The 25077-nt window shown below is 66.6% G+C and carries 25 protein-coding genes; 12 read left to right on the forward strand and 13 right to left on the reverse strand.

Annotated elements, in window-relative coordinates; all coding sequences use genetic code 11:
* Positions 1 to 37: 37 nt before the first annotated feature.
* The 8 genes from ACT2B0_RS15155 to ACT2B0_RS15190 all read right to left on the reverse strand — a co-directional run bounded on the left by ACT2B0_RS15155 (position 38) and on the right by ACT2B0_RS15190 (position 9046).
* Positions 38 to 1030, reverse strand: a complete 993-nt coding sequence (locus tag ACT2B0_RS15155) for an LLM class flavin-dependent oxidoreductase (protein WP_473458846.1) — start codon at positions 1028 to 1030, stop codon at positions 38 to 40.
* Between the two features lie 12 nt (positions 1031 to 1042).
* A complete protein-coding gene (locus tag ACT2B0_RS15160) occupies positions 1043 to 1537 on the reverse strand; it encodes a (2Fe-2S)-binding protein (protein WP_473458848.1) in 495 nt (164 codons plus the stop codon).
* On the reverse strand, positions 1534 to 2358 hold the full coding sequence (locus ACT2B0_RS15165) for an FAD binding domain-containing protein (protein ID WP_473458850.1): 825 nt from the start codon (positions 2356 to 2358) through the stop codon (positions 1534 to 1536). Before ACT2B0_RS15165 ends, ACT2B0_RS15160 begins: the two co-directional genes overlap by 4 nt.
* Positions 2355 to 4697, reverse strand: a complete 2343-nt coding sequence (locus ACT2B0_RS15170; RefSeq protein WP_473458852.1) for a xanthine dehydrogenase family protein molybdopterin-binding subunit — start codon at positions 4695 to 4697, stop codon at positions 2355 to 2357. Before ACT2B0_RS15170 ends, ACT2B0_RS15165 begins: the two co-directional genes overlap by 4 nt.
* Positions 4698 to 4731: 34 nt before the next feature.
* Entirely contained in the window at positions 4732 to 6051 is a 1320-nt protein-coding gene (locus ACT2B0_RS15175; protein WP_473458854.1) for a TRAP transporter large permease, read from the reverse strand.
* A complete protein-coding gene (locus ACT2B0_RS15180; protein ID WP_348414191.1) occupies positions 6044 to 6535 on the reverse strand; it encodes a TRAP transporter small permease subunit in 492 nt (163 codons plus the stop codon). Before ACT2B0_RS15180 ends, ACT2B0_RS15175 begins: the two co-directional genes overlap by 8 nt.
* A 61-nt stretch (positions 6536 to 6596) precedes the next feature.
* Positions 6597 to 7664, reverse strand: coding sequence for a TRAP transporter substrate-binding protein DctP (gene dctP, locus ACT2B0_RS15185; protein WP_348414190.1), 1068 nt, complete (start codon positions 7662 to 7664; stop codon positions 6597 to 6599).
* Between the two features lie 104 nt (positions 7665 to 7768).
* Positions 7769 to 9046 (reverse strand): threonine synthase, encoded by a 1278-nt coding sequence (locus ACT2B0_RS15190; protein ID WP_481658409.1) that lies wholly within the window; start codon positions 9044 to 9046, stop codon positions 7769 to 7771.
* 134 nt (positions 9047 to 9180) lie between these two features.
* On the opposite strand from ACT2B0_RS15190, the gene ACT2B0_RS15195 reads away from it, so the two are divergent.
* Positions 9181 to 9993: an IclR family transcriptional regulator gene (locus tag ACT2B0_RS15195; RefSeq protein ID WP_348414188.1), complete on the forward strand. Its 813-nt coding sequence runs from the start codon at positions 9181 to 9183 to the stop codon at positions 9991 to 9993.
* Positions 9994 to 10028: 35 nt separating this feature from the next.
* On the opposite strand, the gene ACT2B0_RS15200 is transcribed toward ACT2B0_RS15195, so the two are convergent.
* The gene (locus ACT2B0_RS15200) at positions 10029 to 11237 is read right to left on the reverse strand and encodes a M24 family metallopeptidase (RefSeq protein WP_473458858.1); all 1209 of its coding nucleotides are present in this window, start codon (positions 11235 to 11237) and stop codon (positions 10029 to 10031) included.
* Positions 11238 to 11451: 214 nt separating this feature from the next.
* Here ACT2B0_RS15200 and ACT2B0_RS15205 point away from each other — a divergent pair, with 214 nt between their 5' ends.
* The 8 genes from ACT2B0_RS15205 to ACT2B0_RS15240 all read left to right on the forward strand — a co-directional run bounded on the left by ACT2B0_RS15205 (position 11452) and on the right by ACT2B0_RS15240 (position 21231).
* Positions 11452 to 12456 (forward strand): LLM class flavin-dependent oxidoreductase, encoded by a 1005-nt coding sequence (locus ACT2B0_RS15205; RefSeq protein WP_473458860.1) that lies wholly within the window; start codon positions 11452 to 11454, stop codon positions 12454 to 12456.
* A gap of 42 nt (positions 12457 to 12498) precedes the next feature.
* Positions 12499 to 13179, forward strand: coding sequence for an NADPH-dependent F420 reductase (npdG, locus tag ACT2B0_RS15210; protein WP_348414186.1), 681 nt, complete (start codon positions 12499 to 12501; stop codon positions 13177 to 13179).
* A complete protein-coding gene (cofE, locus tag ACT2B0_RS15215; RefSeq protein WP_473458862.1) occupies positions 13179 to 13955 on the forward strand; it encodes a coenzyme F420-0:L-glutamate ligase in 777 nt (258 codons plus the stop codon). Before npdG ends, cofE begins: the two co-directional genes overlap by 1 nt.
* Positions 13952 to 14929 carry a 2-phospho-L-lactate transferase gene (cofD, locus tag ACT2B0_RS15220; protein ID WP_473458864.1) on the forward strand — a complete coding sequence of 326 codons (978 nt, stop codon included), beginning with the start codon at positions 13952 to 13954 and terminating at the stop codon, positions 14927 to 14929. Before cofE ends, cofD begins: the two co-directional genes overlap by 4 nt.
* On the forward strand, positions 14926 to 15624 hold the full coding sequence (cofC, locus tag ACT2B0_RS15225; RefSeq protein WP_473458866.1) for a 2-phospho-L-lactate guanylyltransferase: 699 nt from the start codon (positions 14926 to 14928) through the stop codon (positions 15622 to 15624). Before cofD ends, cofC begins: the two co-directional genes overlap by 4 nt.
* Positions 15621 to 18077 carry a 5-amino-6-(D-ribitylamino)uracil--L-tyrosine 4-hydroxyphenyl transferase CofH gene (gene cofH, locus ACT2B0_RS15230; protein ID WP_473458868.1) on the forward strand — a complete coding sequence of 819 codons (2457 nt, stop codon included), beginning with the start codon at positions 15621 to 15623 and terminating at the stop codon, positions 18075 to 18077. Before cofC ends, cofH begins: the two co-directional genes overlap by 4 nt.
* Positions 18078 to 18199: 122 nt before the next feature.
* Entirely contained in the window at positions 18200 to 19774 is a 1575-nt protein-coding gene (locus tag ACT2B0_RS15235) for a Re/Si-specific NAD(P)(+) transhydrogenase subunit alpha (RefSeq protein WP_473458870.1), read from the forward strand.
* Between the two features lie 14 nt (positions 19775 to 19788).
* The gene (locus tag ACT2B0_RS15240; protein ID WP_473458872.1) at positions 19789 to 21231 is read left to right on the forward strand and encodes an NAD(P)(+) transhydrogenase (Re/Si-specific) subunit beta; all 1443 of its coding nucleotides are present in this window, start codon (positions 19789 to 19791) and stop codon (positions 21229 to 21231) included.
* A gap of 72 nt (positions 21232 to 21303) precedes the next feature.
* Here the strand turns inward: ACT2B0_RS15240 and ACT2B0_RS15245 are convergent, their stop codons facing one another.
* From ACT2B0_RS15245 to ACT2B0_RS15260, 4 genes are all read right to left on the reverse strand, one after another.
* Complete coding sequence (locus ACT2B0_RS15245; RefSeq protein WP_473458875.1) at positions 21304 to 21681, reverse strand: RidA family protein; 378 nt, start codon at positions 21679 to 21681, stop codon at positions 21304 to 21306.
* 194 nt (positions 21682 to 21875) lie between these two features.
* Entirely contained in the window at positions 21876 to 22592 is a 717-nt protein-coding gene (locus ACT2B0_RS15250; RefSeq protein ID WP_473458877.1) for a GntR family transcriptional regulator, read from the reverse strand.
* 256 nt (positions 22593 to 22848) lie between these two features.
* Positions 22849 to 23316, reverse strand: coding sequence for a DUF4149 domain-containing protein (locus ACT2B0_RS15255; protein ID WP_473458879.1), 468 nt, complete (start codon positions 23314 to 23316; stop codon positions 22849 to 22851).
* A 1-nt stretch (position 23317) separates the two neighbouring features.
* Complete coding sequence (locus ACT2B0_RS15260; protein ID WP_473458881.1) at positions 23318 to 23788, reverse strand: group III truncated hemoglobin; 471 nt, start codon at positions 23786 to 23788, stop codon at positions 23318 to 23320.
* Between the two features lie 87 nt (positions 23789 to 23875).
* On the opposite strand from ACT2B0_RS15260, the gene ACT2B0_RS15265 reads away from it, so the two are divergent.
* The 3 genes from ACT2B0_RS15265 to ACT2B0_RS15275 all read left to right on the forward strand — a co-directional run bounded on the left by ACT2B0_RS15265 (position 23876) and on the right by ACT2B0_RS15275 (position 25055).
* Positions 23876 to 24028: a GTP cyclohydrolase I gene (locus tag ACT2B0_RS15265; RefSeq protein WP_473458883.1), complete on the forward strand. Its 153-nt coding sequence runs from the start codon at positions 23876 to 23878 to the stop codon at positions 24026 to 24028.
* An 83-nt stretch (positions 24029 to 24111) separates the two neighbouring features.
* On the forward strand, positions 24112 to 24537 hold the full coding sequence (locus ACT2B0_RS15270; RefSeq protein WP_473458885.1) for a DUF5602 domain-containing protein: 426 nt from the start codon (positions 24112 to 24114) through the stop codon (positions 24535 to 24537).
* Positions 24534 to 25055 carry a plastocyanin/azurin family copper-binding protein gene (locus ACT2B0_RS15275; protein ID WP_481658410.1) on the forward strand — a complete coding sequence of 174 codons (522 nt, stop codon included), beginning with the start codon at positions 24534 to 24536 and terminating at the stop codon, positions 25053 to 25055. Before ACT2B0_RS15270 ends, ACT2B0_RS15275 begins: the two co-directional genes overlap by 4 nt.
* The last annotated feature ends 22 nt before the right edge of the window (positions 25056 to 25077 follow it).

The following is a 25077-nucleotide window of genomic DNA, read 5'->3' on the forward strand; positions in this document are numbered from 1 at the left end:
CCGACCGGCCCGAGGATTTCGGTTCGCCGGACCCCGGCTACCGCACCGCCCCCCACAGCCGGTGTACCATCGCCTCGTAGTCGAAGCGCTCGAGCACCTCGAGGCTCGGGCGCAGGCCGAAAATATCGGCACCCGCCGCCGCCAGCTCCTCGATGCCGGCCCGGCATTCTTCCGCCGAGCCGATCACGGCGATCCGGTCGATATAGTCGTCCGGAATCAGGTCCGGGCCGACCTTGGTCGCGCCGCCGCGCATGACGGCGCGGATCTTCTCGACCTCGTCCTTGTCGATCCCCAGGATCCCCGTCACCTTGCTGTGCGAATTGGCGATGGTGCGCGCGGTGATCAGCCGGATCGTGTCGTACATGGCCGATTTCCCCTCACCGCAAAGGGCGAAGTTCCAGGCCACGATCTTGACCGCGTCTTCCGGCCGGCCGGCGGCCGCCGCCGCCTCGCGGATCCACCCCGTCACCGTCCTCATCGCGTCGGGGCGCCCGACATTGCCGACGATCACGCCATCGGCGACCTCGCCCGCCATGCGAAAGGCGCGCGGATGGGTGGTGGCGACATAGATATCGACCGGGTTCTTCGGCTTGAACTCCATATGCGCGTTGTCGAAACGAAAGACGTCGTTTGCCACCGAATGATGCTCACCCGCCAGCACCGCCTTCATCGCCACGATGGCGTCGCGGGTCGTTTCGGTGAAGTCTCCGTCCGGCGCGGCCATCGCCTTGCGCGTTGGCTTCAGCCCCGCGCCGATGCCCAGCACGACGCGGCCCTCGCACAGATCGGCCACCGTGCCCACGGCCCGGGCTATCTGGATCGGGTGCCGCGTATAGGGATTGGCGATGCCGACCCCGAGCTTGATCGTGCTGGTCCTGGCCGCGATCGCGCCCAAAAGCACGTACGGGTCGCGCATGAAGGTCTCGTCGGGCACCCAGACCATCGGGATGCCAGCATCCTCGGCCCGCTGCACCATCTCGATGACCTCGGCCGCGGTCTGCCGTGGCAATGCGCAAAATGAAAAATCCATACCGTCCTCTCGTTAGGTGGTTCCGGCTTTCGCCTCGGTAGCTTGGCTCTTGGTCTCGATGACATGCGCGATCGCGCGGACAATGCCGCGATAGCCGGTACAGCGGCAGATGCAGCCGGCGAGCTCTGCGCGGATCTGCTCGACATCGGGCCGGTCGTGACGCAGCACGATGTCGCGCGCCGTGGCCAGCATGCCCGGCGTGCAATAGCCGCATTGAAGTGCGTGCTCGTCGCGGAAGGCCTGGCGCAGCCGGGTGACCACCGGATCGTCGTCGAAACCTTCGACCGTGGTGACCCGCACGCCCTCGCACGAGGCCGCCAGTGTGATGCAGGAGCGCATCGGCATGTCGTCCACCACCACCGTGCAGGCCCCGCAGGCGCCATGCTCGCAGCCGAGATGCGTGCCTTTCAGCGCCAGGTTCTCGCGCAGGAAGTCGGCCAGGCTGAGCCGCGGATCGATCTCGGCGCGCACCGGCTCGCCGTTGACGGTAAGCGAAAGCGTGGTCACGACGAAACCTCCTTCATGGCACGGCGCAGGCAGGTGGCGTGGATCTGCATCTCGTAGCGGTCGAGATCGGGTTCGCGCTCGGCAAGCGCGGTGCGGATCGCGGCCTCCGCCGCCAAGCTTCCTAACGCAACCGCCCCTTCCAGAGCCTCCAGCCGGCACGGCCCGCCGACCGCACTGCTGCCGGCGACGACGCGGGTGAAGCCGCGCGCGGGATCGTGCACCACCGCCGCGATCGCCTCGCCGAAGGCGCCGGCCTTCTTGCGCATCTTGCGGTAGGACCAGCGGGCCAAAGGCGACAGTTTCGGCAACCGGATCCCGGTCAGCATCTCGTTCTCTTCAAGCGCCGTGGTGAAAACGTCGACGGAAAAGTCCTTGGCCGCCAGCGCCCGTTCGCCATCCGGACCGGCAAGCAACATGGTGGCGCCGAGCGCCATCATGGCCACCGGCCAGTCGGCGGCGGGGTCGGCATGGCACAGGCTGCCGCCCAGCGTGCCGCGATTGCGCACCGCGCGATAGGCGATGTCGCGGGCGACGAAGGCAGGCATGCCGTGCCAGTGATCGCCCATCGTGCCGTCCTCAAGCGTTGCGTGTGTGACGCCGGCACCGATCAGCACGGTTTCGCCCTCGTCAACGACCGCACGCAGGTCGGCGATCGCGCCGATGTCGATGAGCGTCTCGGCGAAGGCGACGCGCAGATTGAGCATCGGCACGAGCGACTGGCCGCCGGCGAGTATCCGCGCACCGCCGGCGCCTTCGGCGAGCGCGGCAACGGCCTCGGCAATGGTGGCGGGACGCAGATAGTCGAACGCGGGAGCCTTCATCGCGCGGCCTCCTTCTTACCGGCGGCGCGGTCCTGGGCATCGAAGATCGCCTGCAGTACCCGACGCGGCGTGGCCGGCACGGCGCACAGCTCCGCCCCGGTGGATCGGAGCGCGTCGTTGATCGCGTTGACCACGGCGGCCGGCGGGGCGATGGCGCCGCCTTCGCCGACGCCCTTCACGCCGAAGCGCGTATAGGGCGAGCGCGTTTCCATGTGGTCGAGCCGGATCATCGGAATCTCGCTCGCCGCCGGCACCGAATAGTCGCCAAACGTGGTTGCAAGCGGCTGTCCCTGGTCGTCGAAGGGCACTTCCTCGAACAGCGCCGTACCGATCCCCTGCGCGACGCCGCCCAGCACCTGGCCGTCGACGATCATCGGGTTGACCCGAGTGCCGCAATCGTCGACCGCGACATAGTCGAGCACCTCCACGGTTCCCAACTCCGGGTCAACCGCCACCCGCGCGGCATGGGCGGCATAGGCGAAGGGCGCCCGATCGCCGTCGGGGCGATAGCCGCCGGTGACTTCCAGCCCATCGCGCAAAAGCTCCTCGGGTAGATCGAAGGGACGGAAATGCCAGATCACTGCTGCTTCCTCGATCGTCATCGAGGCGCCCGGCCCGACCAGTTCGCCGGCCTCCAGCCGCACATCGTCGGCCGTGCACTGCATCATGTGCGCGGCGATCTCCCTGAGCTTGAACGCAAGCTTGTCGGCAGCGGCAGCGACCGCACCGCCGGTCATGACGACGGCGCGCGAAGCGTAAGTACCGGTCGAATAGGGCGAAAGCGCCGTATCGCCATGGCGCACAGACACGCGGTGCGGATCTATGCCCAGCACCTCAGAGGCGATCTGCGCCAGCGTCGTCTCCATGCCTTGCCCATGCGACTGTACACCGACCCGGATCTCGAGGCTCCCGTCCGGCTGCATGAGCGCGGCGGCCTGCTCGAAGCCGGGCATCATCTGCACGCCGATCTGGGAGATGGTGGCGGTCGAGACCGCGGTGTGCTCGGTATAGACGGCATAGCCGGTGCCGATCAGCCTGTCGGGTCCGGAATCTGCCGACACCGCGTCGACCAGCGCACGCGTACGGCGCAGCGAGGCCGGGTAGTCGCCGCTGTCATATTCCTTACCGGTGATCGCCTTGTAGGGCATTGCCGCTGCGGGAACGAGGTTTTCCAGCCGCACGTCGACCGGATCGCGGCCGACCGCCCGCGCCACGGCGTCGACAAGGGTTTCCATGGCGAAGCAGGCGCCGGGGCGCGCGACCGCCCTGTAGGGCGAAAGCGGCGGCTTGTTGGTCGCAACCGTCATCGTACGCACCCGGTAGCCGCCGATATCGTAGGGGCCCGTCAGGATGCCGCTTGCCTGGATGGCGTCGAAGCCGTTGGTGTGCGGCCAGATCGAATAGGCGCCGGCATCGGTGGTCAGCACCGCGTCCAGCGCCAGGATGCGGCCGCGATCGTCGGCATGCGCCGTCATCCGGTAGCGATGTTCACGCGCGTTGGCGCCGGCGGTCAGGTGCTCGAACCGGTCTTCCAGCCAGCGGACCGGCCGTTTCAGCCGCAGCGCCAGCCAGGCGACGATCACCTCCTCGGGATGCAGGATCGCCTTGTAGCCGAAGCCGCCGCCGACGTCGGGCGCCACGACACGTATCTGGCGCTGCTGCAGGCCAAGGCACTGGCAAAGCGCGTTGCGGATCATGTGCGGCGACTGGGTGGAGGAATAGACCACGAGCTGGCCGTCGCGGGCATCGTAATGGGCGAGCGCGCCCTTGCCCTCGAGCGGCACCATCGCCTGGCGCGCCATGTCGAGCGTGCGTGTCACCTGGACGGTGGCGCGCGCCACCTGCTCCTCGATGCCGCTGTCGAAGCGGGTTTCCATCGACAGATTCGTGCCCCAGTCCGCGTGCACGAGCGGCGCGCCCTCAGCCATCGCCGCGTCGATCGAGGCCACCACGGGCAGTTCCTTCAGGTCGGGAACCACCCGCTCGGCCAGATCCTCGGCCTGCGCCCGGTTCGGAGCGAGGCAGGCGGCGATGATCTCGCCGACGAAACGCACGCGGTCGAGCGCCATTGGCGGGCTGCCTACGATCCGGTGTCCGGCCACGTTGGAGGTGGGCCGGATCGGCGCCACGCCGTCCATGTCGCGGGCGGTGAAGACCCGCTCGCCGGCCTCCTCCGGTTTGTCGATCGCCAAGATCTCGGCATGGGCCAGCGGGCTGCGCACGAAGGCCACATCCAGCATACGCGGCATTTCGATATCGGCGAGGTAGCGGCCGCGCCCGTGAAGAAAGCGGTCATCCTCCTTGCGCGGGAGAGACGCACCGACGCCAGTATGTGTCATGGGATTGTCCTTCGTTCCTTCGCTCCGGCCGCCGTCAGATCCCGACAAAGGAGGTAAGCCACAAGGCGGTCGCCGGAAAGAAATAGACGATCAGCATCACCAGCACCTGGCAGGCCACGAAGGGCATCACGCCGAGCGCCATCTGGCGGTAACTCATGTCCGGCGGCGCGATCGAGCGCAGATAAAACAGCGACGGCGCCATTGGCGGGGTCAGATAGCTGGTCTGCAGGGCGATGATGGCAAGCACCGCGAACCAGACCGGATCGATGCCGGCGGCGCGCAGGAGCGGATCGTAGATCGGCACGCAGATCAAAACGATCGAGATCCAGTCCAAAACGAAGCCGAGGATCATGATGATCAAAAGCACGATCAGGATCAGCTCGCCCGAGGACAGGTCCATCGCCAGGATCGTCGACTGAATCAGCTGGCGGCCGCCATTGATCTGAAAGATGCTGGTGAACATGGTTCCGCCCACGACGATGAGCATCACCATCGCGGTGATCACCAGCGTCGCGCGCGTCGCCGACCACAGAACCTCGATCGTGAGACGCCGGTAAAACAGTGTCAAAATGATCGTGCCGAGCGCGCCGACGCCGGCGGCTTCGGTCGGCGCGGCGATCCCGGCGATGATCGATCCGACCACTGCCAGAACCAGCGCCAATGCCGGCAGCAGCGAGGTCAGCGTGATCCAGATCTTTTCGCGCATCGGCATGGCGAAGTCCTCGTCCGCGACCGGCGGGCCGTCCTGAGGGCGCAGCGCGCAGCGCGCCAGCGCATATCCCAGGAAACAGGCGACCATCAATATGCTGGGAATGATGACCGCGGCGAACAGATCGCCGATCGAAAGCTGGCCCTGGGTGGCGTAGACCACGACGACGATCGACGGCGGGATCATGGTCCCGAGCGACCCGCCGGCACAGATCGTGCCAGCGATCAGGTCGTTGGAATAGTTGTATTTCTTCATCGCCGGGATCGCCATCATGCCGACCATGACCTCGACCGCGCCGACAATGCCGGTTCCGGCGGCGAAGATCGCGCACATCGACAGCGCGGCGAGCGACAGTCCGCCCGGCAACCTGCCGAGCCACAGCCGCATCGCCTCGAAAAGGCGCGCCGCGATCCCGGAGCGCTCCAGCATGGCACCCATGAACACAAACAGCGGGATGGCCGCGAAGGTCGGCTGGGAAGCGACCTTGTCGACGAAGCGGTAGAGCTGGGCCGGCGCGATGTCGCCGAAGGCCAGTAGCGCGAAGCCGAAGGCGGTGACGATCAGGCTAAAAGCGACCGGCAGTCCAAGCAGGATGAGGAGGAAAAGGGTCGGGAACATCAACCCCGCGAGCAAGGGATCACCCATCACGCCCTGCCGCTTTCAAGGAGGCGCGCAGGCCGGTCACCAGGATCTGGGCGGTGAGCATCACCATACCCGCCGCCAGCGCGGCGTAGAAAGGCCACAATTGCGATGCGAACGCGCTGACCGGGTCGACCTCGCCTTTTTCGTAGGCGCGCAGCGCCTTGGCGACCGCGACATAGCTGATCGCTGAAAAGCTCGGTAGAGCGAGTGTGAGAAGCAAGACGGCGCCGATGCCGGAGTGCAGGCGCTCGGGCAGCATCAGCACGAGGAAGTCGATGCTGACATGACCGTCCTCCTTCAGGCAGAAGGCGGCCGCGCACAAGAACAGCGCACCGCCCAGCATATAGGTCAAGTCGCCCGCCCACAGGGTCGGGCTGCCGAACACGTAGCGGCTGACGACCTCGAAGATCATCACCGCGATCAGCAGAAAGACCATGATGCCCGCGAGGAAGGCGAAGCCGGCCGATAGTCTGTCGATGAGTTTCATTGTGACTTCCTGCTGGAAGGCCGGGCCCGGAGCCGCGAAGCGCGACCCGGGCCCGGTCCGATCATTTCCGATCCAGGTGCTTAAAGGAAGCGCCGTCGGCATAGAGATCCTGATAGGCGAAGTAGCTGTCGCCGATCTTCTTCATCCACGCATTGCCGCTGGCTGTCTGCGCCTCCGCCTGGGTTGCGGCCCATTTGCGGCCCGCCGCGGTGATCGCCTCGGTGACTTCCGCCGGCAGTTCCTGGAGCTTGTTGTTGCCGGCGCGCAGCTCCTTCATCGCGACCAGGTCGGCCATGCCCGACTGCAGGTAGCTTTCGAACACGGCGAGCTTCGCGGCCGCGGTCACGATTTCCTTGAGATCGTCGGGAAGCGCGTCCCACTTATCCGCTCTGACGATGAATTCGTTGATCCCGGCGGGGAAATGAAGACCCGGCGTGATGATGTATTCGGCCGCGTTTTCCAGTCCCGCGATCTGATTGTCGGCCGGCCCGGACCATTCGGCGATGTCCACCCCGCCGCGATCGAGCATCTGGTAGACCTCGCCGCCGGTGACGAAGACCGGCGCGGCTTCGAACTCCTCCGACAGGATGGAGGCCCACGAGCCCGCGGCGCGGAACTTCAGGCCCTTCAGGTCGGCGACGCTTTCGATCGGCTTGTGGGAATGCCAAAGCTCCGTGCCGACGACGCCGCCGACCAGCGAGTGCAGACCGAGCGTGTCGCGCTTGAACTGGGTCAGCAGGTCCTGCCCGCCGCCCTCGTAGAGCCAGTAGAGCATGGTTTCCGGCCCCATGCCGCCAGGATGGCCGGCGTAGAAGCTATTGGCCGGATCGGCATTGACCGCGTAGAGCGGCGTGATCATCGCCGCATCGGCGGTCCCGTCGAGCACCGCCTCGTAGTTCTTCGTCGCCGGAGCGAGCACGTCGACCGGATAGGGTTCGATCACCAGCCGGCCCTTTGAGAGCTCGTTCACGCGCTTGGTGAAGGGCATGACGATGTTCTTCCACAGGCCCCAGGTCTCGCCGGCATAGCTCGACATCCGCCAGGTGATGGGTTCGTCCTGCGAAAGGGCCGGGAGCGTGCCGGCAAGGGTTGCGACCGCCACGAGGGCCGCCTTTGTCCACCGTTTCATGTGTTGGTTCTCCTGTTGATCCCCTCCGGTTGTTTTTTCGGAGGCCATTGGTTCTTTTTCATCCGCGTTCAAAATGCTTGCTCTGCAGGTACCCTCCACATCGGTCAGATTTCCAGTCCGTAGTTTTCGCGGAGCACGCGCGTGGCGTCCTCAAAGGACCCATCCGTTTCCGGCAGTCCCTCGCCCGCCCCGTCGACATCCTTCATCCCGCTCGCGGTCGCCAGACAGACCGCCGCGCCCTCGGGCAGCCGTGCGCGAGCGGCCTGCTGGCGCAGGCCCGCAAGCCCGGCCGCGGCGGAAAACTCCACCCAAAGCCCCGACCGTGCGAGCTTGGCGCGCGCCGCCTCGATCGCCTCATCGTCCATCGCCAGCGCTTTGCCGCCGCTTTCCAGGATCGCGCGGCGGCCGCGCAGCCCGCCGACCGGCGTGGCGATCGAAAGCGCTCTTGTGCTGCCGTTGGGCGACGGCACGCTTGCGACCGGCTGATCGTCGCGCAAGGCGCGGTGGAGAGGACCGTAGACGGTCGATTCGCACGAATAGAGCTGCGGAACGCGATCCGTCAGGCCGAGCGCCCTGAGTTCGGCGAACCCTTTCCACACGCCATAGAGCAGTTCGCCATAACCGGTCGGCACGAAGACCGACCCGGGCGCGGTGCCGCCGAGATCGCGAAAAATCTCGTAGGCGATCGACTTGTAGCCCTCAATCGCGAACGGATGCCCGGTATGGGCCTGCGGCGTCAGATTGCTGACCGGATGGAAATCCGTCTTGGCCTGCAGCCGGGCCATCAGGTCCCAGCGCCGGTCGGACGGCACGGCGAGCGCGGCCGCGCCGTAAGCGGCAACGAAACGCTGCATGGCAAGCGGCGCGGTGGAACTCGCCAAGACGATGCAGGGCAGGCCCGCGGCGGCTGCGTAGGCCGAGGCCGAGGCGCCGTGATTGCCCGACGAGGCAACGATGACGCCCGGCGCGCCGACGAGTTGCGCGGCGCTGACGGTGCAGCGGTTGAGGCGATCCTTGTGGCTCCAGGTCGGGTTGCGGCCCTCGTCCTTGACGAAGACGGGACGGTCCGTGCCGGCCCAATCGGCAAGCCTCGCCATTTCGAAGAACGGCGTTTCGCCCTCACCCAGATTGGTTTGCGGCGTCAGCGGCGGCATCAGCGGTGCCCATGCGCCAAGCCCGAGACTGGGGCCGGATCGCGGCGCCCCAAACAGGCTCTTATCCAAAGCGGGATAGTCGAAATCCAGCTCCAGAGGCCATGGCAGCGACGGATCGGCGTCCCGCCGAAACGCACCGACCCGCGGCGGAAACAGCGGAAGATCGACGGAGGGGTCGCCCATCGCGGTTTGCCGAAGCGCCAGGGAGTTGGTGTGCTTGGTCTGCATGAGGTCAGGAAATCCAATCGCCTATTAGGTGTTTCTGTTTTTGATTGACCGTTCCGATTACTGGAATGTATTCACGTTTTGGGTCAAGTGAGCGGCACCGTCGCCGGCTTGCCCGACAGCCAGTCGAGGTCGAAATGCCCCCATCGAACTTTTCCCGGACCGACGAGATCGATCCGCGAACCCAGCCCAATCTGAACCTGGCGCGCGGGCTGCGCATCCTGGAGGCGTTCGACAGCGAACATCCCGAATGGGGCGTTCGGGAATTGGCGCGCGCGCTCGACGCCAATCCGACGACCATTCACCGGCTTCTGACCACGCTTGAGAATTTCGGCTATGTCGAACATTCGAAGCATTCGCAGCGTTATCGGCTGAGCGCCAAAGTGATGCGTCTGGCCGGCCGCTACGCGGAACAAAACCCGGTTCAGGACGTGGCGCGCCGCGTGTTCGAGGAATTGTCGGGAGAGTTCGAACACAGTTTTTATCTTGGTGTCCTGAACAATTTCGAAGTGGTCTACACCGCCGTGGTGGAAGGGCGCGGCGCGCTGAAGATATCCACCCATGTCGGAGAGCGCATCCCGCTGCACACGACCGCGATCGGCAAGGTGCTGCTGGCCGCGCAGGACGGCGCCTACTTCGAACGCTTCATCGCCGCCGGGCCGCTGACCCGGCGCACCGACAAGACCAAGACCACGCCCGAGGCGCTGCAGGAAGATATCGAGGAAGTGCGCCGCTCGGGCTTTGCCGTCAGCCTCGGCGAGAACTTCGAGGACATCGGTGCGATCGGCGTACCGCTTTACGACGCACAGGGAGGCGTCGTCGCGGGCCTTTCGCTCGGCTTTCCGCTGCATCTGCTCACGACCGGACGCCTCGAGATCACCGCGCTCGTCAAGCTGGCGCAGACACTGTCGGCGGGCATAACCTACCGGATCGACGGCCGGCTGCCCTGACGACAACACGCTGCTGCGAGACTTGACAGCGGTGTTCACGGCTCCACCACCATCAATTCGCGGGTTAGCCCGGTCAACAGCACGTTCGACCCGTCATCGCCCAGCACGAAGGGATCCTCGACATGGATGCCGCCGGTGCCGAACTCGTAGTAGGGCGTCTCGACATTCAGCACCATGCCGGCCTCCAGCACCAAATCGTTGCCTGGAGTCAGAACCGGCTTTTCATAGATCTCCGCACCGATGCCGTGCCCGACATGATGACGCCGATAATGCGGGATGCCCGCCTGACGGACCCCGTCGACCATCAGGTCGAAAAGCGCGCCGGCGGTCATGCCGGGGCGCGCTGACTCGATCGCCACATCCTCGCCGTGCTTGAGCGCGGCATAATAGGAGGCCACCCGCGGATCGGGCTCGCCGAAGGAAACATTGCGCGCGATATCGGACCAGTAGCCGTCGCGCGTACAGGCAACGTCGAACCAGATCGTGTCGCCCTTGCGCAACCTAGTCAGGTCGGGCAGCACCTGCCCACCGACGCCGTTGCGCCCGAACCGGATCATGGTCAGTTGCGGGATCGCTCCCTGCGCGGCGATCGCCCGGTTGAACTCGAGCATCATCTCTCGTTCCGTCACGCCCTCCTCGAGCACCGCGACAACGGCGCGGATCGCCTGCTCGGTGGCCGCGGCGGCGCGGCGCAGGCGGCGGACCTCCTCCGCCGTCTTGACCCGCCGGGTCCACGACAGAAGCTCCGAAACATTCGAAAATCGCGCCTCCGGCAACAGACGCCGGAGCTCCTCGCCGATACCGGGTTTCATGCCATCCTCGTCGAGGCCGATATGCCCGTGCGCGAGGCCCGCCGCCTCGAGCGCGGAGGCGAGCGCAGCAGCCGGCGCGCCCGAGGAGGCAAGCTCCACCGAGGCCGCCTTGAGCCGCGCCTCGGCTTCCGTCAGCCGAAGCGGCCCGTCGTCACGCATTTCCCGATAGAACGTACCGAAAGTCGCCGCGACCTCGACCCCATCGAAGGAATCGAGCACCTGATCGACCTCGCCGACGCTCGACACGAGCTTCGCGCCGCCGGTCGAGCCGGCGGTCACGAAGGCGTAGCAATTCCCGAAATAGGGATGGATCTTCAGGGAGACGCTGCCGATCCCCGTGAAGTAGCGGACGTTCTCGAATGTGGCAGCGACAACCGCGTCGACTTTGTTTTCCGCAAGAGCGCGGTCCAGACGTTCGCGGTTCAGCAGCATGCATTTTCTCCAACCGATCGAGTGTACCGTTTTTCGGAACACCATTTCGATATTTTCAGGTTAGAGGACGCTAGCCTGACATGTCAACATCTGTTACCACGAACTTCAGATTTGCAAAATTGACCTACCGAAGCTTGACAAAGGAAATTCCGCGCCTGATGATTTTCGCAACACTGTTCCGATTATCGAAGCGCAGACACAGGGAAGTGAAGCCATGAAAGTAAGCGTAGGCCTGCCGACCGGCATGGAAGGCATGATGTACCCGGTGCCGTTTGCCGGGGTTCATGACCTGGTGGACATGGCCAAGCGGGCGGAAGCGCTGGGCTACGATTCCGTGTGGGGCAACGACCACATGACGACCCAGCAATATGTCCGCGAGGAATTTTCCCAGGCCCCCAATTTCTGGGAGATCCTGTCGACCTACGCCTATATCGCCGCCGAAACGACCTCGCTGCGCCTGGGTACCGGCATGCTGGTCCTGCCGATGCGGCGCGACATCGTCGTGGCGGCCAAGCAGATCGCCACGATCGATCATCTCAGCCGCGGCCGGTTGGAGATCGGCATCGGCATCGGCGCCTATCGCGAGGAGTTCGAGGCGCTGAACCCCGGCTGGAAGGTCCATCGCGGCCGTATGGTCGAGGAGGCGTTCCAGGCGCTCGACCTGCTTTACAACCAGCGCTCCGCTAGTTTCGACGGCGAGTTCTACAAGTTCAACGATATCGAGATGTACCCCAAGACGTTCCAGCCGGTCCTGCCGACCTATGTCGGCGGCAACAACGTCAACGCCCTGCAGCGCACCGTCGACTACGCGACCGGCTGGCTGCCGGCCTGCCTCGCGGTGGAGAAGCTGCGCGAGAACGTCCAGAAACTGCACGCCCTGGCCGAACAGAAGAACCGCGATCCCAAGCAGATTGAAGTGGCGCCGCAATATGTCGTCTATGTCGGCCGCACCCGCGAGCAGGCCATTGCGCGCTTCCAGGAAAGCCAGATGCACAAGCATCTCGTCTCGCTGTCGCAGTCGACGCTCAAGGACCAGGGCGAGGTCCGGCACGAGGACATCAACCTGATCGGCACCCCCGAGCAGGTGATCGAGAAGGCGCAGGCGCTCAAGGCAGCCGGCGCAACCCATCTTCTGGGACTGTACTTCGCCGTCAACACCCTGCCGGAGCTCTACGACCAGATGGAAATCTTCGCCAAGGAAGTCGTGCCGCACATCTGAGGCGACCTCCGGCTTCCCGCGCAAGGCAAGGACATTCAAGACATGAGTGAGATAAAAAGCATAGCTATCGTGGGCGGCACAGGTGCGCTCGGCGGCGGGCTGGCCATGGCCTGCGCACGCGCCGGGCTCACCGTTTTCATCGGTTCGCGCGACGTGGCGCGGGCTGAGGCGGCCGCCGCTGAAATCGCCGAAAGCACGGGCGCGAAGGTCGTCGGGCTCGACAATGTCGCTTGCGCGGAGGCCGGCGAGATCGTGGCCATCACCGTGCCCTCGGCGAGCCACGTGAGCACGCTGGAGACCATCGCCGACAAGGTCGCGGGCAAGATCGTGCTCGACACCACCGTACCGCTGGTGCCGCCGAAAGTGGCGCGCGTCCAGATGCCGGCGGAGGGCTGCGCAGCCAACCGGGCGGCCGCGACGCTCGGCCCGCAGGTGCGGCTGGTAACCGGTTTCCACAGCGTGTCGGCCCAGAAGCTGCGCAAAGGCGAAAAGATCGACGGCGACGTCTTGCTGTTTTCCGACGACGTGGCCGCCCGCGAGACGATCGTGGCGCTGGCGGACCGGATCGGCCTGCGCGGCATCCATGCCGGGCCGCTCGCCAACTCAGTCGCCGCCGAGGCGCTGACGTCGGTGCTGATTGGGATCAACAAGCGCTACAACATTCCGGAAGGCGCCGGCGTGGTCGTCACCGGAATCCGGGACAAGGCCGCCGAACGGGCGTGATGAGCGGGATGGCCCCGATCCAGATCCTGAAGCTGCCCGGCCTGCCGATGATCGGGCCGGACAGCGATCTCGACGCTGAAATCGCGGGTGCGATGGCGCGCAGCGCGATCGCCTTGCAGGACGGCGACATCGTCGTAGTGGCGCAAAAGGTCGTCAGCAAGGCGGAGGGCCGCAAGCGCGTGCTGAACGACTATCCGCCTTCGCCGGCCGCGCGCGACCTCGCCGGCACGGTGAACAAGGATCCCAGGCTGGTCGAGGCCGTCCTGTCGGAAAGCCGCGCCGTCATCCGCGCCGTCCCGAACGTGCTGATCGTCGAGCACAGGCTCGGGCACATCATGGCCAATGCCGGCATCGACCAATCCAATGTCGAAACAGACGGCGCAGACGGCGAGACGATCCTGCTCCTGCCCGAGGATCCCGATGCCTCCGCCCGCGCGCTGCGCGACCGGCTTCGCCCGCACGGTGTGGCACACATCGGCGTCATCGTCTCCGACAGTTTCGGCCGGCCCTGGCGGATCGGCACGACGGGCGTTGCGATCGGCGTCGCCGGCGTGCCGGCCGTCATCGACCGGCGCGGCGAAAAAGACATGTTCGGCCGGGTGATGCAGGTGACGGAAGTCGGCTTCGCCGACGCGGTCGCCGCCGCCGCGTGCCTGGCAATGGGCGAAGGCGCGGAAGCGATTCCGGCCGCGATCGTGCGCGGGCTCGACTGGCAAGCCGCCACATGCAACGCCCGCAACGGGCTGCGCGATCCGGAAAGGGACCTCTTCCGATGAGCCGCACCGCCTCCTCACCCACCATAGATGGCCGCGTCGTCGCGCTGTGCGGTGGCATCGGCGGAGCCAAGCTGGCGCTCGGCCTGTCGCACGTGGTGCCGGCCGACAGGCTGACCATCATCGTCAATACCGGCGACGATTTCCGCCATTTCGGCCTGCATGTCAGCCCCGACATCGATACCGTCACCTATACGCTCGCAGGCCGCTCCAACCGCGACAGCGGCTGGGGCCGCGACGGCGAGAGCTGGCGCTTCATGGAGGCCGTCAAGGAACTGGGCGGCGAGAGCTGGTTCGGGCTCGGCGACACCGATCTCGCCACCAAGGCCGTGCGCACCCAGCGTCTGGCGCAGGGCGCGCGGCTGACCGAGATCACCGGCGAGATCGCCCGCGCCCTCGGTGTAGGCTGCACGATCCTGCCGGCAACGGACGACGCCGTGGCCACGATCGTCGACACCGACGAGGGCGCCCTGCCCTTCCAGCACTATTTCGTCGGCCGGCGCTGGCAGCCGCGGGTCCGCGCCCTGCGTTTCGACGGCGCCGAGCGGGCGCGCCCGACCCGGGAGGCGCTGGCCGCCCTCGGCGCCGAGCCCCTCGCCGCGCTGGTGATCTGCCCGTCCAACCCCTATCTGTCGATCGATCCGATGCTGGCCATCCCCGGCCTGCGCGGCGCGATCCGCGCCGTACGCGCCCCGGTCGTGGCGGTGTCGCCGCTGGTCGGCGGCAAAGCCGTCAAGGGTCCGCTTGCCAAGATGATCGGCGAACTCGGCCACGCAGCAACGCTGCAGACGATCGCCGACCATTATGCGGATTTCCTCGATATCCTGATCGCCGACGAGGCCGACAGCGGCGCCACGGTGACCGGCCCGAAAGCCCTGTTCGCGCCAACGCTCATGCATGGCCTCGAGCAGTCCGTGGCGCTCGCCCGCACAGTGCTCGCAGCAGCCAACGCCCACGCAGCGGACGCGCAATCATGAGCCGTGGCGCCTGGGCCCTGTTACCCGTCAAGGAGGGCGCGCGGGCCAAATCCCGCCTTGCCGGCATCCTGTCGCCGCGACAGCGCGCCGACCTGCAGCAGGCGATGCTGCTCGACCTGCTCGACGGGTTGCGCGCCTCCCAGCTTGTGTCCGGCATCGCGCTCTGCGGTCCCGATCCGGCGACCGCTACCCTGGCCGCGCGATCCGGTCACACCTTCATCCACCAGCCCGCCGGCATTGACGGGCTCAACGCCGCCGTCGCCTTCGCAACGCGCGCCCTGTCATCCAGCGGCGCGCGGATCGTCGCCGTGCTGCCCGCCGACCTGCCGCTTCTGGACGGCGCTGAACTGGACATCGCCATCGCCGCCGCCGCGCTGTCGCGCGCCTGCGCGGTCGTGCCGGACCGGCGCGGCACCGGCACCAACGGCCTCGTTTTCCCGGCATCGACGCCGCCCGAGTTTCGTTTCGGCCCGGACAGTTTCCGTCGCCATCTCGACCGACCCAGCGACCAGCGCCTGCCGCCGAGACGCGCGCTTCGCCTCGCCTCGCTGGCCTGCGACATCGACCTGCCGGACGATCTGGAACAGTTGCGCGACAAGGTATCGGGCGACAGGGCCCGCAGGGCCCACGCCCTGGCGCTAACGTTGCAACGGGAACGCCGGACTCAGACCCCGACAAAGGAGATCGCGCAATGACCACGCTGCCGATCGCACAGTGGAGCGAGCGCCTCATCAAGGGGGGCAGGCTCGACGACGACGAGGCCCTGCTGCTTGCCGCTTGCGATGACCTCGATCGCCTGGTCGCGGCGGCCGGTGCTATCCGCGATGCCGGTCACGGCGCGGTCGTCACGGTCTCGCGCAAGGTGTTCATTCCGCTCACCCAGCTCTGCCGGGACGTGTGTCATTACTGCACCTTCGCGCAGGCGCCGCGAAACTGCGGCGCTGCCTTCCTGACGCCCGATGAGGTGCTGGCGATCGCCGAAGACGGCGTCAGGGCAGGCTGCGACGAGGCTCTGTTCACGCTCGGCGACAAACCCGAGCTGCGCTACCGGATCGCCCGCGAGGAACTGGCCGCGCTCGGCCACGAAACCACCGTCGACTACCTCGCCGCGATGGCCGACATGGTGCTTCGTAAGACCGGCCTGCTGCCCCATATCAATGCCGGCGTGATGAGCGAGGACGAAATCCGCGCTCTGCGCGCGGTCTCCGTGTCGCAGGGCATCATGCTGGAAACCGCGTCCGAGCGGCTGAGCGAACGCGGCGGGCCGCATTTCGGCTCACCCGACAAAAAACCCGCCGTAAGGCTGGCCACGATCGCAGCGGCCGGCCGCGCCAAGGTGCCGTTTACCAGCGGCATCCTGATCGGCATTGGCGAGACGAGGCGCGAGCGCGTCGAGGCGCTGCTCGCCCTGCGCGCGCTCCACGCCGAGCATGGCCACATCCAGGAAATCATCGTCCAGAACTTCCGCGCCAAGCCAGGCACCAAAATGGCCGACGCACCCGAGCCGAGCCTCGACGACCAGCTCTGGACCATCGCCGTCGCCAGGATGATCTTCGGGCCCGACATGGCGATCCAGTCGCCACCCAATCTGCGCGCCGAGGGGCTGAAGCCGCTGATCAACGCTGGCATCAACGATTGGGGCGGCGTCTCGCCGGTCACCCCCGATCATGTCAATCCGGAAGCGCCCTGGCCGGAGCTCGAGCGGCTCGCCGCCGAGACCGCCCGCGCCGGCAAGACACTCGCGCCGCGACTGGCCGTCTACCCGGCCTGGCTGGACGCGGCCGGCACTTGGTTGGCGCCGGAACCGCGTAAGGCCGCTTTGCGCCGTCAGGACACGTCGGGCCTCGCCCATGAAAGCGGCTGGCGCGTCGGCTGGAGCGAACGCGGCCATGATTTCCCGGCCGCCGCCACCCTGCCTTCAGATTCCGCCGCCGCCATACGCGCGATCGATCTGGCCGTCGCCGGCCGGCCGCTCGACGAGCAGGCGATCGTGTCGCTTTTCGAGGCGCGTGGATCGATGGCCGATGCCGTCATCGACGCCGCCGACGCGCTGCGCCGCGAGACGGTGGGCGACACGGTTGGCTACGTGGTGACGCGCAACATCAACTACACGAACGTCTGCACCTATGGCTGCCGATTCTGTGCCTTTTCCAAGGGCCGGACGGCAGACCATCTGCGCGGACGCCCCTACGATCTGGAATTGTCTGAAATCACCCGGCGGGTCGGCGAAGCCTGGGAGCGCGGCGGCGTCGAGGTCTGCATGCAGGGCGGCATCCACCCCGACTATACCGGCGAGACCTATCTGGAAATCTGCCGCGCGGCCAAAAGCGCCGCCCCCGGCATCCACGTTCACGCTTTCTCGCCACTCGAGGTGAGCCACGGCGCGCAATCGCTCAACATTCCGGTGCGCGAATTCCTCGAACGGCTGAAGGAGGCCGGGCTCGGCAGCCTGCCGGGCACGGCGGCGGAAATCCTCGACGACGAGATACGCGCGGCGCTCTGCGCACAAAAACTATCGACGGAGGACTGGCTCGGCGTGATCGAGGCCGCGCACGAAACCGGCCTGCGCACCACGGCCACCATCATGTTCGGCCATGTCGAGCGCTATCGGCACTGGGCACGGCACATTCTGCGCATCCGCGCCCTTCAGGAACGCACCGGCGGCTTCACCGAATTCGTGCCGCTGCCCTTCGTGCACATGGAAGCGCCGATCTATCTCAAGGGCGACGCCCGCCAGGGGCCGAGCTTCCGCGAAGCGGTAATGATGCATGCCGTGTCGCGCCTGGCCCTGAACCCGGTGATCGCCAATATCCAGGTCTCCTGGGTGAAGATGGGCGAGGAGGGCATCGCCGCCGCGCTGCGGGCAGGCGCAAGCGATCTCGGCGGCGTGCTGATGGACGAATCGATCAGCCGCGCCGCCGGCACCCGCCACGGGCAGGAGTTCCCGCCGCACCGCATGGAAGAGACGATCCGCGCCGCCGGCCGCGACCCGCGCCAACGCACAACGCTCTACGGCACGCCGTGCGAGATACAGCAACGCCGGTCGCGTCAGGCGCCGCCGCTGGCCGAGCGCGTCCAGGCGCCGGCGCTCAAACATGCCCGCATCGGCAGCCGGCACGCCCTGGCCGAAGCGGGGCTGGCTGGCTGAACGGCGCTCTTTCCGGCCGCACCGGCCTACGGCCGGCGCACAAACCGCTCCGAACCACGGCCGCGGGCCTGTCGGAGTGTCGTGATCTTCGCCGCCTCCACCAACAATAAGAGGACAAAAAAATGAAAATCGGAACGCCAAGGGAGGTGCTTGACGGCGAGGCGCGCGTCGCGATGACGCCGGACAGCGCCAGGATGCTGCAGAAACTCGGCTTCGCCTGCGCCATCGAGACCGGTGCCGGCGAGAAGGCCGGCTTCACCGACGCCGCCTATGAAGAAGCCGGCGTCGAGATCGTCAAATCCGCCGGGCGCCTGTGGGCGGATGCCGACCTCATCGCCAAGGTTCGGCCGCCGACCGGGACCGAGATCGAGCGGCTGAGCACGGGCAAGGTGCTGATCTCCTTCTTCCACCCCGCCCAGAACGAGGCGCTGATGCGCCAGGCCGCCGACAGAGGCGCGACCGTGGTGGCGATGGACATGGTGCCGCGCATCAGCCGCGCCCAGAAGCTCGACGCGCTGTCGTCGATGGCCAACATCGCCGGCTATCGCGCGGTGATCGAGGCCGGCAACAATTTCGGCCGCTTCTTCACCGGCCAGGTGACGGCCGCCGGCAAGGTGCCGCCGGCCAGGGTGCTGGTGGTCGGCGCCGGCGTCGCCGGCCTCGCCGCGATCGGCACCTCCACCGCGCTCGGCGCGATCACCTACGCCTTCGACGTGCGGCCCGAAGTCGCCGAGCAGATCGAATCGATGGGCGCTGAATTCGTCTTTCTCGATTTCGACAGCGACCAGCAGGACGGATCCGCCAGCGGCGGCTACGCCGCGCCGTCCTCGCCCGAATTCCAGGCCAAGCAGCTCGAAAAATTCCGCGCGCTCGCGCCCGAGATCGACATCGTCATCACCACCGCTTTGATTCCCAACCGCGACGCGCCGGTGCTGTGGACCAGGGACATGGTCGAGGCGATGAAGCCCGGCTCGGTCATCGTCGATCTGGCCGCCGAACGCGGCGGCAATTGCGAACTGACGGTCAAGGACGACAAGATCGTCACCGACAACAAGGTGACGATCATCGGCTACACCGACTTTCCAAGCCGCATGGCAACCCAGTCCTCGACCCTTTATGCCAACAATGTGCGCCAGTTCGTGGGCGAACTTGCGCCCGCCAAGGACGGCACGCTGGTTCACGACATGGACGACGACGTGATCCGCGGATCGACCGTCGCCCATCAGGGCACCGTGACCTATCCGCCGCCGCCGCCAAAGGTGCGGGCGATCGCGGCCGCGCCGCGCAAGGACAAGCCGAAGGAGCCGAGCCCGGACGAGAAGCGGGCGCTCGAAGTTGCCGCCTTCCGCGCCCAGACGCGGCGCCAGGCCGGCCTGCTCGTCGCCGGGGCGGCGCTGATCGCCCTTGTCGGAACGGTCGCGCCGGCCTCCTTCATGCAGCATTTCATCGTCTTCGTGCTCGCCTGCTTCATCGGCTTCCAGGTGATCTGGAACGTCAGCCACGCGCTGCACACGCCGCTGATGGCGGTGACCAACGCCATCTCGGGCATCGTCGTGCTCGGGGCGCTGCTGCAGATCGGCTCGGGCGATTGGCTCGTCGTGACACTCGCGGCCATTTCGATGCTGATCGCCAGCATCAACATTGTCGGCGGCTTTCTGGTCACGCGCCGCATGCTCGCAATGTTCCAGAAATCCTGAGGCGGAGGCAGCACATGTTCGCACAACCATTGGTTACCTCCGCCGCCGTCGCGGCGAGCGTGCTTTTCATCCTGTCGCTCGGCGGGCTCTCCAACCAGGAAAGCGCCAAGCGCGCGGTCTGGTACGGCATCGCCGGCATGGCGCTCGCCGTGGTCTTCACCGCGCTCGGGCCGGGTGTCAGCAATTACGGGCTGATGCTGGCCATGGTGCTCGTCGGCGCCGTGATCGGCACGGTCGTCGCCCGGCGGGTGGAAATGACGCAGATGCCGCAACTCGTCGCCGCGCTGCATTCCTTCGTCGGCCTCGCCGCCGTGTTCGTCGGGCTCAACGCCGAGATGGAGCGGCTGCGCGTTGACGGGTTGCGCGCGGCGGGCGAGAGCCTCGACGGCCTGGCCGCCTTCGCCGCCAGGCTCGCCACCAAGACGCCGACCGAGATCGCCTTTCTGCAGGTCGAAGTCGTGCTCGGCGTCTTCATCGGAGCGATCACCTTCACCGGGTCCGTGGTCGCCTTCGGCAAGCTCGCCGGCAAACTGGACGGCAAGCCGGCGCAACTGCCGGGCGGACATCTGCTCAACGCCGCCGCCGCACTCGCCTGCGTGGTGCTGGCGGTCTATTATCTGGCGTTCGGCGGCATGCTGCCCCTGATCGCGATCACGGTTCTGGCGCTGTTCATCGGCTACCATTTGATCATGGGCATCGGCGGCGCCGACATGCCGGTGGTCGTCTCGATGCTCAATTCCTATTCGGGCTGGGCCGCGGCCGCGATCGGCTTCACTTTGTCCAACGACCTGCTGATCGTCACCGGCGCGCTGGTCGGTTCCTCGGGCGCGATCCTGTCCTACATCATGTGCAAGGCCATGAACCGGGCCTTCGTGTCGGTCATTCTCGGCGGTTTCGGTGGCGCGAGCGGCCCGCAAATGGCGGTCGAGGGCGAAATGATCGCCACCACCGCCGACGAGGCGGCCGCCGCGCTGGACGACGCCGACAGCGTGGTCATCGTGCCGGGTTACGGCATGGCGGTCGCCCAGGCGCAAAGCGCGGTTTCCGAACTCACACGCAGGCTTCGCGCCAAGGGCAAAGAGGTGCGCTTCGCCATCCACCCTGTCGCCGGCCGCCTGCCCGGGCACATGAACGTGCTTCTGGCCGAGGCCAAGGTGCCCTACGACATCGTTCTGGAGATGGACGAGATCAACGAGGATTTCTCCGACACCGAGGTCGCGATCGTCATCGGCTCGAACGACATCGTGAACCCGGCAGCCCAGGACGATCCGAACTCGCCGATTGCCGGCATGCCGGTCCTGGAGGTCTGGAAGGCCGGTACCGTCATCGTGTGCAAGCGCGGGCAGGGAACCGGCTATTCCGGCATCGAGAACCCGCTGTTCTTCAAGGACAACGCCCGCATGCTCTATGGCGACGCCAAACAGTCGATCAACGAGTTGCTGACCAAGATCGGCTAAGCGGTTCCATCCGCAACGAAAAGGCCCGGCGCACGCGCCGGGCCTTTTTTGTGCGCGCGAGCGCGAAACCGGTCAGTCGAGTTCGATCACGGCTTCGACCTCGACCAGCGCGCCTTTCGGCAGGGCGGAGACCTCGTAGCAGGCGCGGGCCGGGTAGGGCTCGGCGAACGCCTTGCCGTATTCCTCGTTGATGGCCGCGAATCCACCCAGATCGGTCAGAAGGATGGTGGTCTTGACCGTACGCGAGATGTCGCTGCCGGCTTCCTTGGCGATCGCCGCGATATTGGCCAGGCACTGGCGCATCTGGCCGACCGCATCCGAGGCCGCGAATTCGCCCGTCTGCGGGTCGATCGGCAACTGTCCCGAAACGAACAGCAGCGGGCCGGTGCGCACGGCCTGCGAATAGGGGCCGATCGCTGCGGGTGCGGCGGCGGTGGAAACTGGCTTCATTCGACTTTCTCCGTGGTTGAACCGGGCCTTCGTCGGGACGAAAGCCCGGGCTGGGTGAGCTGGAATTGCGATGCGGGCCGACCGAGACGGAACACCGTGGGTGTTGCGGCCAGCCCCAATAGGCCCGCCGCGCAGCGATCTTGACGGCAACACCCCCGCATCGGCCGAATGGCCGCGCCCGTCGACCCGGGGATTCAGCGCCCGTTTCCGGCCGCCATGGCCGGGGCGATATTGGCCTCGCTCAGGCTCGAATATTGGGTGATGCCGTCCATCACCATCTGACGCACACTGTCGATATGCGCGATCGTGGTGGCGCGCGCCGTCGCCTTGTCGCCCTGCGCCAGCGCCTCGATCAAGGTGTGGTGCTCGGCGCGCACCTCGGTCGGGCGCTCGCGCAGCACGTAGCCCAGATGCAGGAGCCGTGTCATCTCGTCCAGAATCTGCTCCAGCAGTGCGGTCAGCCGCGAATTGTTGGCCGCGTGCGCAATCTCGAGATGAAACGCCTTGTTGGCGGCGATGAAACGGGCTTCGCTTTCCACCTCGCCCGGCACGTAGCCCTGCGCGCAGCGCGCATCCAGTTCCAGCAGCCGCTCGCGATCGACCCGACCGCAGGCCATCTCGCTGATCGCCGGCTCGACGATGCGGCGCAGCTCGAACAATTCGCGCATCGCCTTCAGTGTGACCGGCGCGATCACATGGCCCCGCCGCGGCTGCGGCATGACGTAGGATTCCTGCGACAGGCGCGACAGCGCCGCACGGATCGGCGCCTTTCCGAAACCGTAGAGAGCGCAAAGCTTGGTTTCGCTGACCTCCTCGCCGGGACGGAGCCGGCACCAGACGATGTCGTCCTTTATCTTTGCGTAAGCCTGTTCACTCAGGCCAATCCGCGGTAGCTCCTCGGACGTGTCCATAGGCCTGTTGGTCTCCTGTCGGCGGGCTTCGAGTCACCGTTCTTAGTATCACTGACCTTGCATCGAGGGCAAACTGACATGTGCAGTTTATTCACGTCGGAGCGTCGATGGCAGACCCTGGGATCACGCAATGGCGAGACACCGTCGGCACCATGCAATGGGAGGGATTTCGACCAAACACATGGTGCGGATCACAACAAAGCCGGGACGATGCTCAACGGTCGCGGATCAATCACCAGGGATGCCGGCCACGGCTCTACCCGGTCCTGCGTCCCCAGCCGAGCCGCCGCAGTGCAAGGACGGCGAGGACAGCGAGCAAGACCGCCTTGGCGGTTTCGGCGACCGCGTAGAGGAGATGATGCCAGCTTGCCGGCTCCGGCCGCCCCTGGATGACGGCTTCGACCCGCGCGTCGAGGGCTGGCAGCAGCCAGATCGCCTCCACCGCGACGAGCGCGAGCACGGCCGCAACAAGCAGCCGGGCGCCGCGTTCCGCGCCGGGCAGACCAACGGAAACCGCGAGCAGAACGGAAAGCACCCACTCGACCCGCGAAAACAGGCCAAAAGTGACCCGGCCGACCTCAAGCGCGACCGGCAGCGCAAGCGACGGCGCCTGGAACTTGACCGGTGTCGCCAGGAAGGACACGCCGATAACCATGCCGAGCCACACGGCCGCCGCAAGCATGGTCAGTGCCAGGGGCAGGCGGGCAGGCATTCGCTCGGCCATCTCAGCCCTCGCGCGACGACGCCGGATCGCCGGGCGACGCACCCCGGGTCGCCGGCAGCCGGTAAAACATCGCCAGTTTCAGGCTTGTGGCGATCCGTTCGGCCCGCTCGACGAACACGGCGGCGAGCGCCGGTTCGCAAGCCTGCGAAACCGTCTGCCGAAAAAGGCCGAGCCAGATATCGAAATCCTCCGGACGCACCTGTTTCAGTTTCAGGTGAGCCGGCACGGGGCGACCATCATAGGCACCGTTGCGCAGGATCACCGAACACCAGAAATCAGTCATCTTTTCCAGATGCGGCTCCCAGGTATGGCCGATCTCGCCGGCAAAGATCGGCCCCAGGCGCGGATCGGCGCGAACCCGGCCGTAAAAGTCGCGCACCAGCCGGCCGATAAAGGCGCGGTCGACGCCTGCGGGAACAGCGAGCTCGCGCGGCGGAGCCGGGCGGACGCGCAACGGAAAATGATCGGACATCGGCGATCCTAAAAGAGATATCTGAAATATAGCTTTTAGCCATCCGGGAGGCACGCCGCAAGTGCGCGTGTGTCGCACCGGCAGGCATTGGCCGTCGTCGTGGAGGCGCAGCACGACTGCATGAATTCGCGCGGCACACGGGCCTGCGGCACCAGCCTGGTGACGAAAGCCATGTCCGGCGCCTATCGCGAGAATGCCGCGTTGCGCGGCGAGTTCCTCGCCTCGCTGCGGAGGCGCTGAAAAGGCCGGGAACCTTTTTGCCCCGCGCCCATCCAATCGGCATCGCTCCACGACGGGGCGGAAAAACTGGAAAGGATAAACCGATGAGAACGATCCTTCCGGGCGCGGTTGCGCTCACCCTCGCCCTTACCGCGCCGGCTCTTGCCCACGGGCCCGACGAGGCGGTCGCGAAATCGCCGCCGGCCGCGCCCTACCAGCAGGTGTCCAAGCTGGTGAAGCTGCCCGACTTCATCCCCGGCCTCGGTCAGCTCTTCGTCGATCCGGCCAGCCTGCCCGCCGGGCCGTTCCTGGCCTATGACCGCGACGGCGCGCTGGTGAGCACCATCTACATGATCCCGGTCGCCGACCTGAACCCGGACACCACCTTCGACGACCTGGCCGTGCCCGGCGGCACCGTCGACCATGTCGACATCTACTACAATGCCGGCCACCCCGGCGTTGAGGTGCCGCACGCCCATATCGTGTTGTGGCATGTCGCGGCCGGCGAGGAGGCACGGGTCGGACAATGACGATCAGCAGACGTCGATTGCTTTGGGCGGGGGGCGGCTTGGCCGCCCTCCTGCCCACCCTCGCGCGGCCGTCCCTGTCGGCCGATATCGTCGAGATCACCATGGGCAGCCGCGACAACGGCGCGCATGTCTGGTTCGACCCGGCAGGACTTCTGATCGAGCCGGGCCAGACGATCCGCTGGACCAATCGGGATCCCGGGAACGCTCACACCGCCACCGCCTACCACCCGCAAAACTATGACCGGCCACGGCGCATGCCGCAGAACGCGACCGCCTGGGACTCCGATTTCCTGCTGCCGGAAGAGACCTATTCGCTCACGCTCACGCAGCCGGGCGTCTACGACTATTATTGCATTCCGCACGAACATGCGGGCATGGTCGGGCGCATCGTCGTCGGCGCCCCAGTCAAGGGCGGATGGACCGAGGACGACAGGAATGGCGACCTCCCCGAGGTTGCGTTGCGCGCCTTTCCGCGCGTCGACGAGATCATGGCGCGCGGCGTCGTGCGGCGCTCGTAACGGCGAAAGGCAAAAAATCGAG

The organism is Nitratireductor sp. J20-h4 (genome assembly GCF_056780505.1).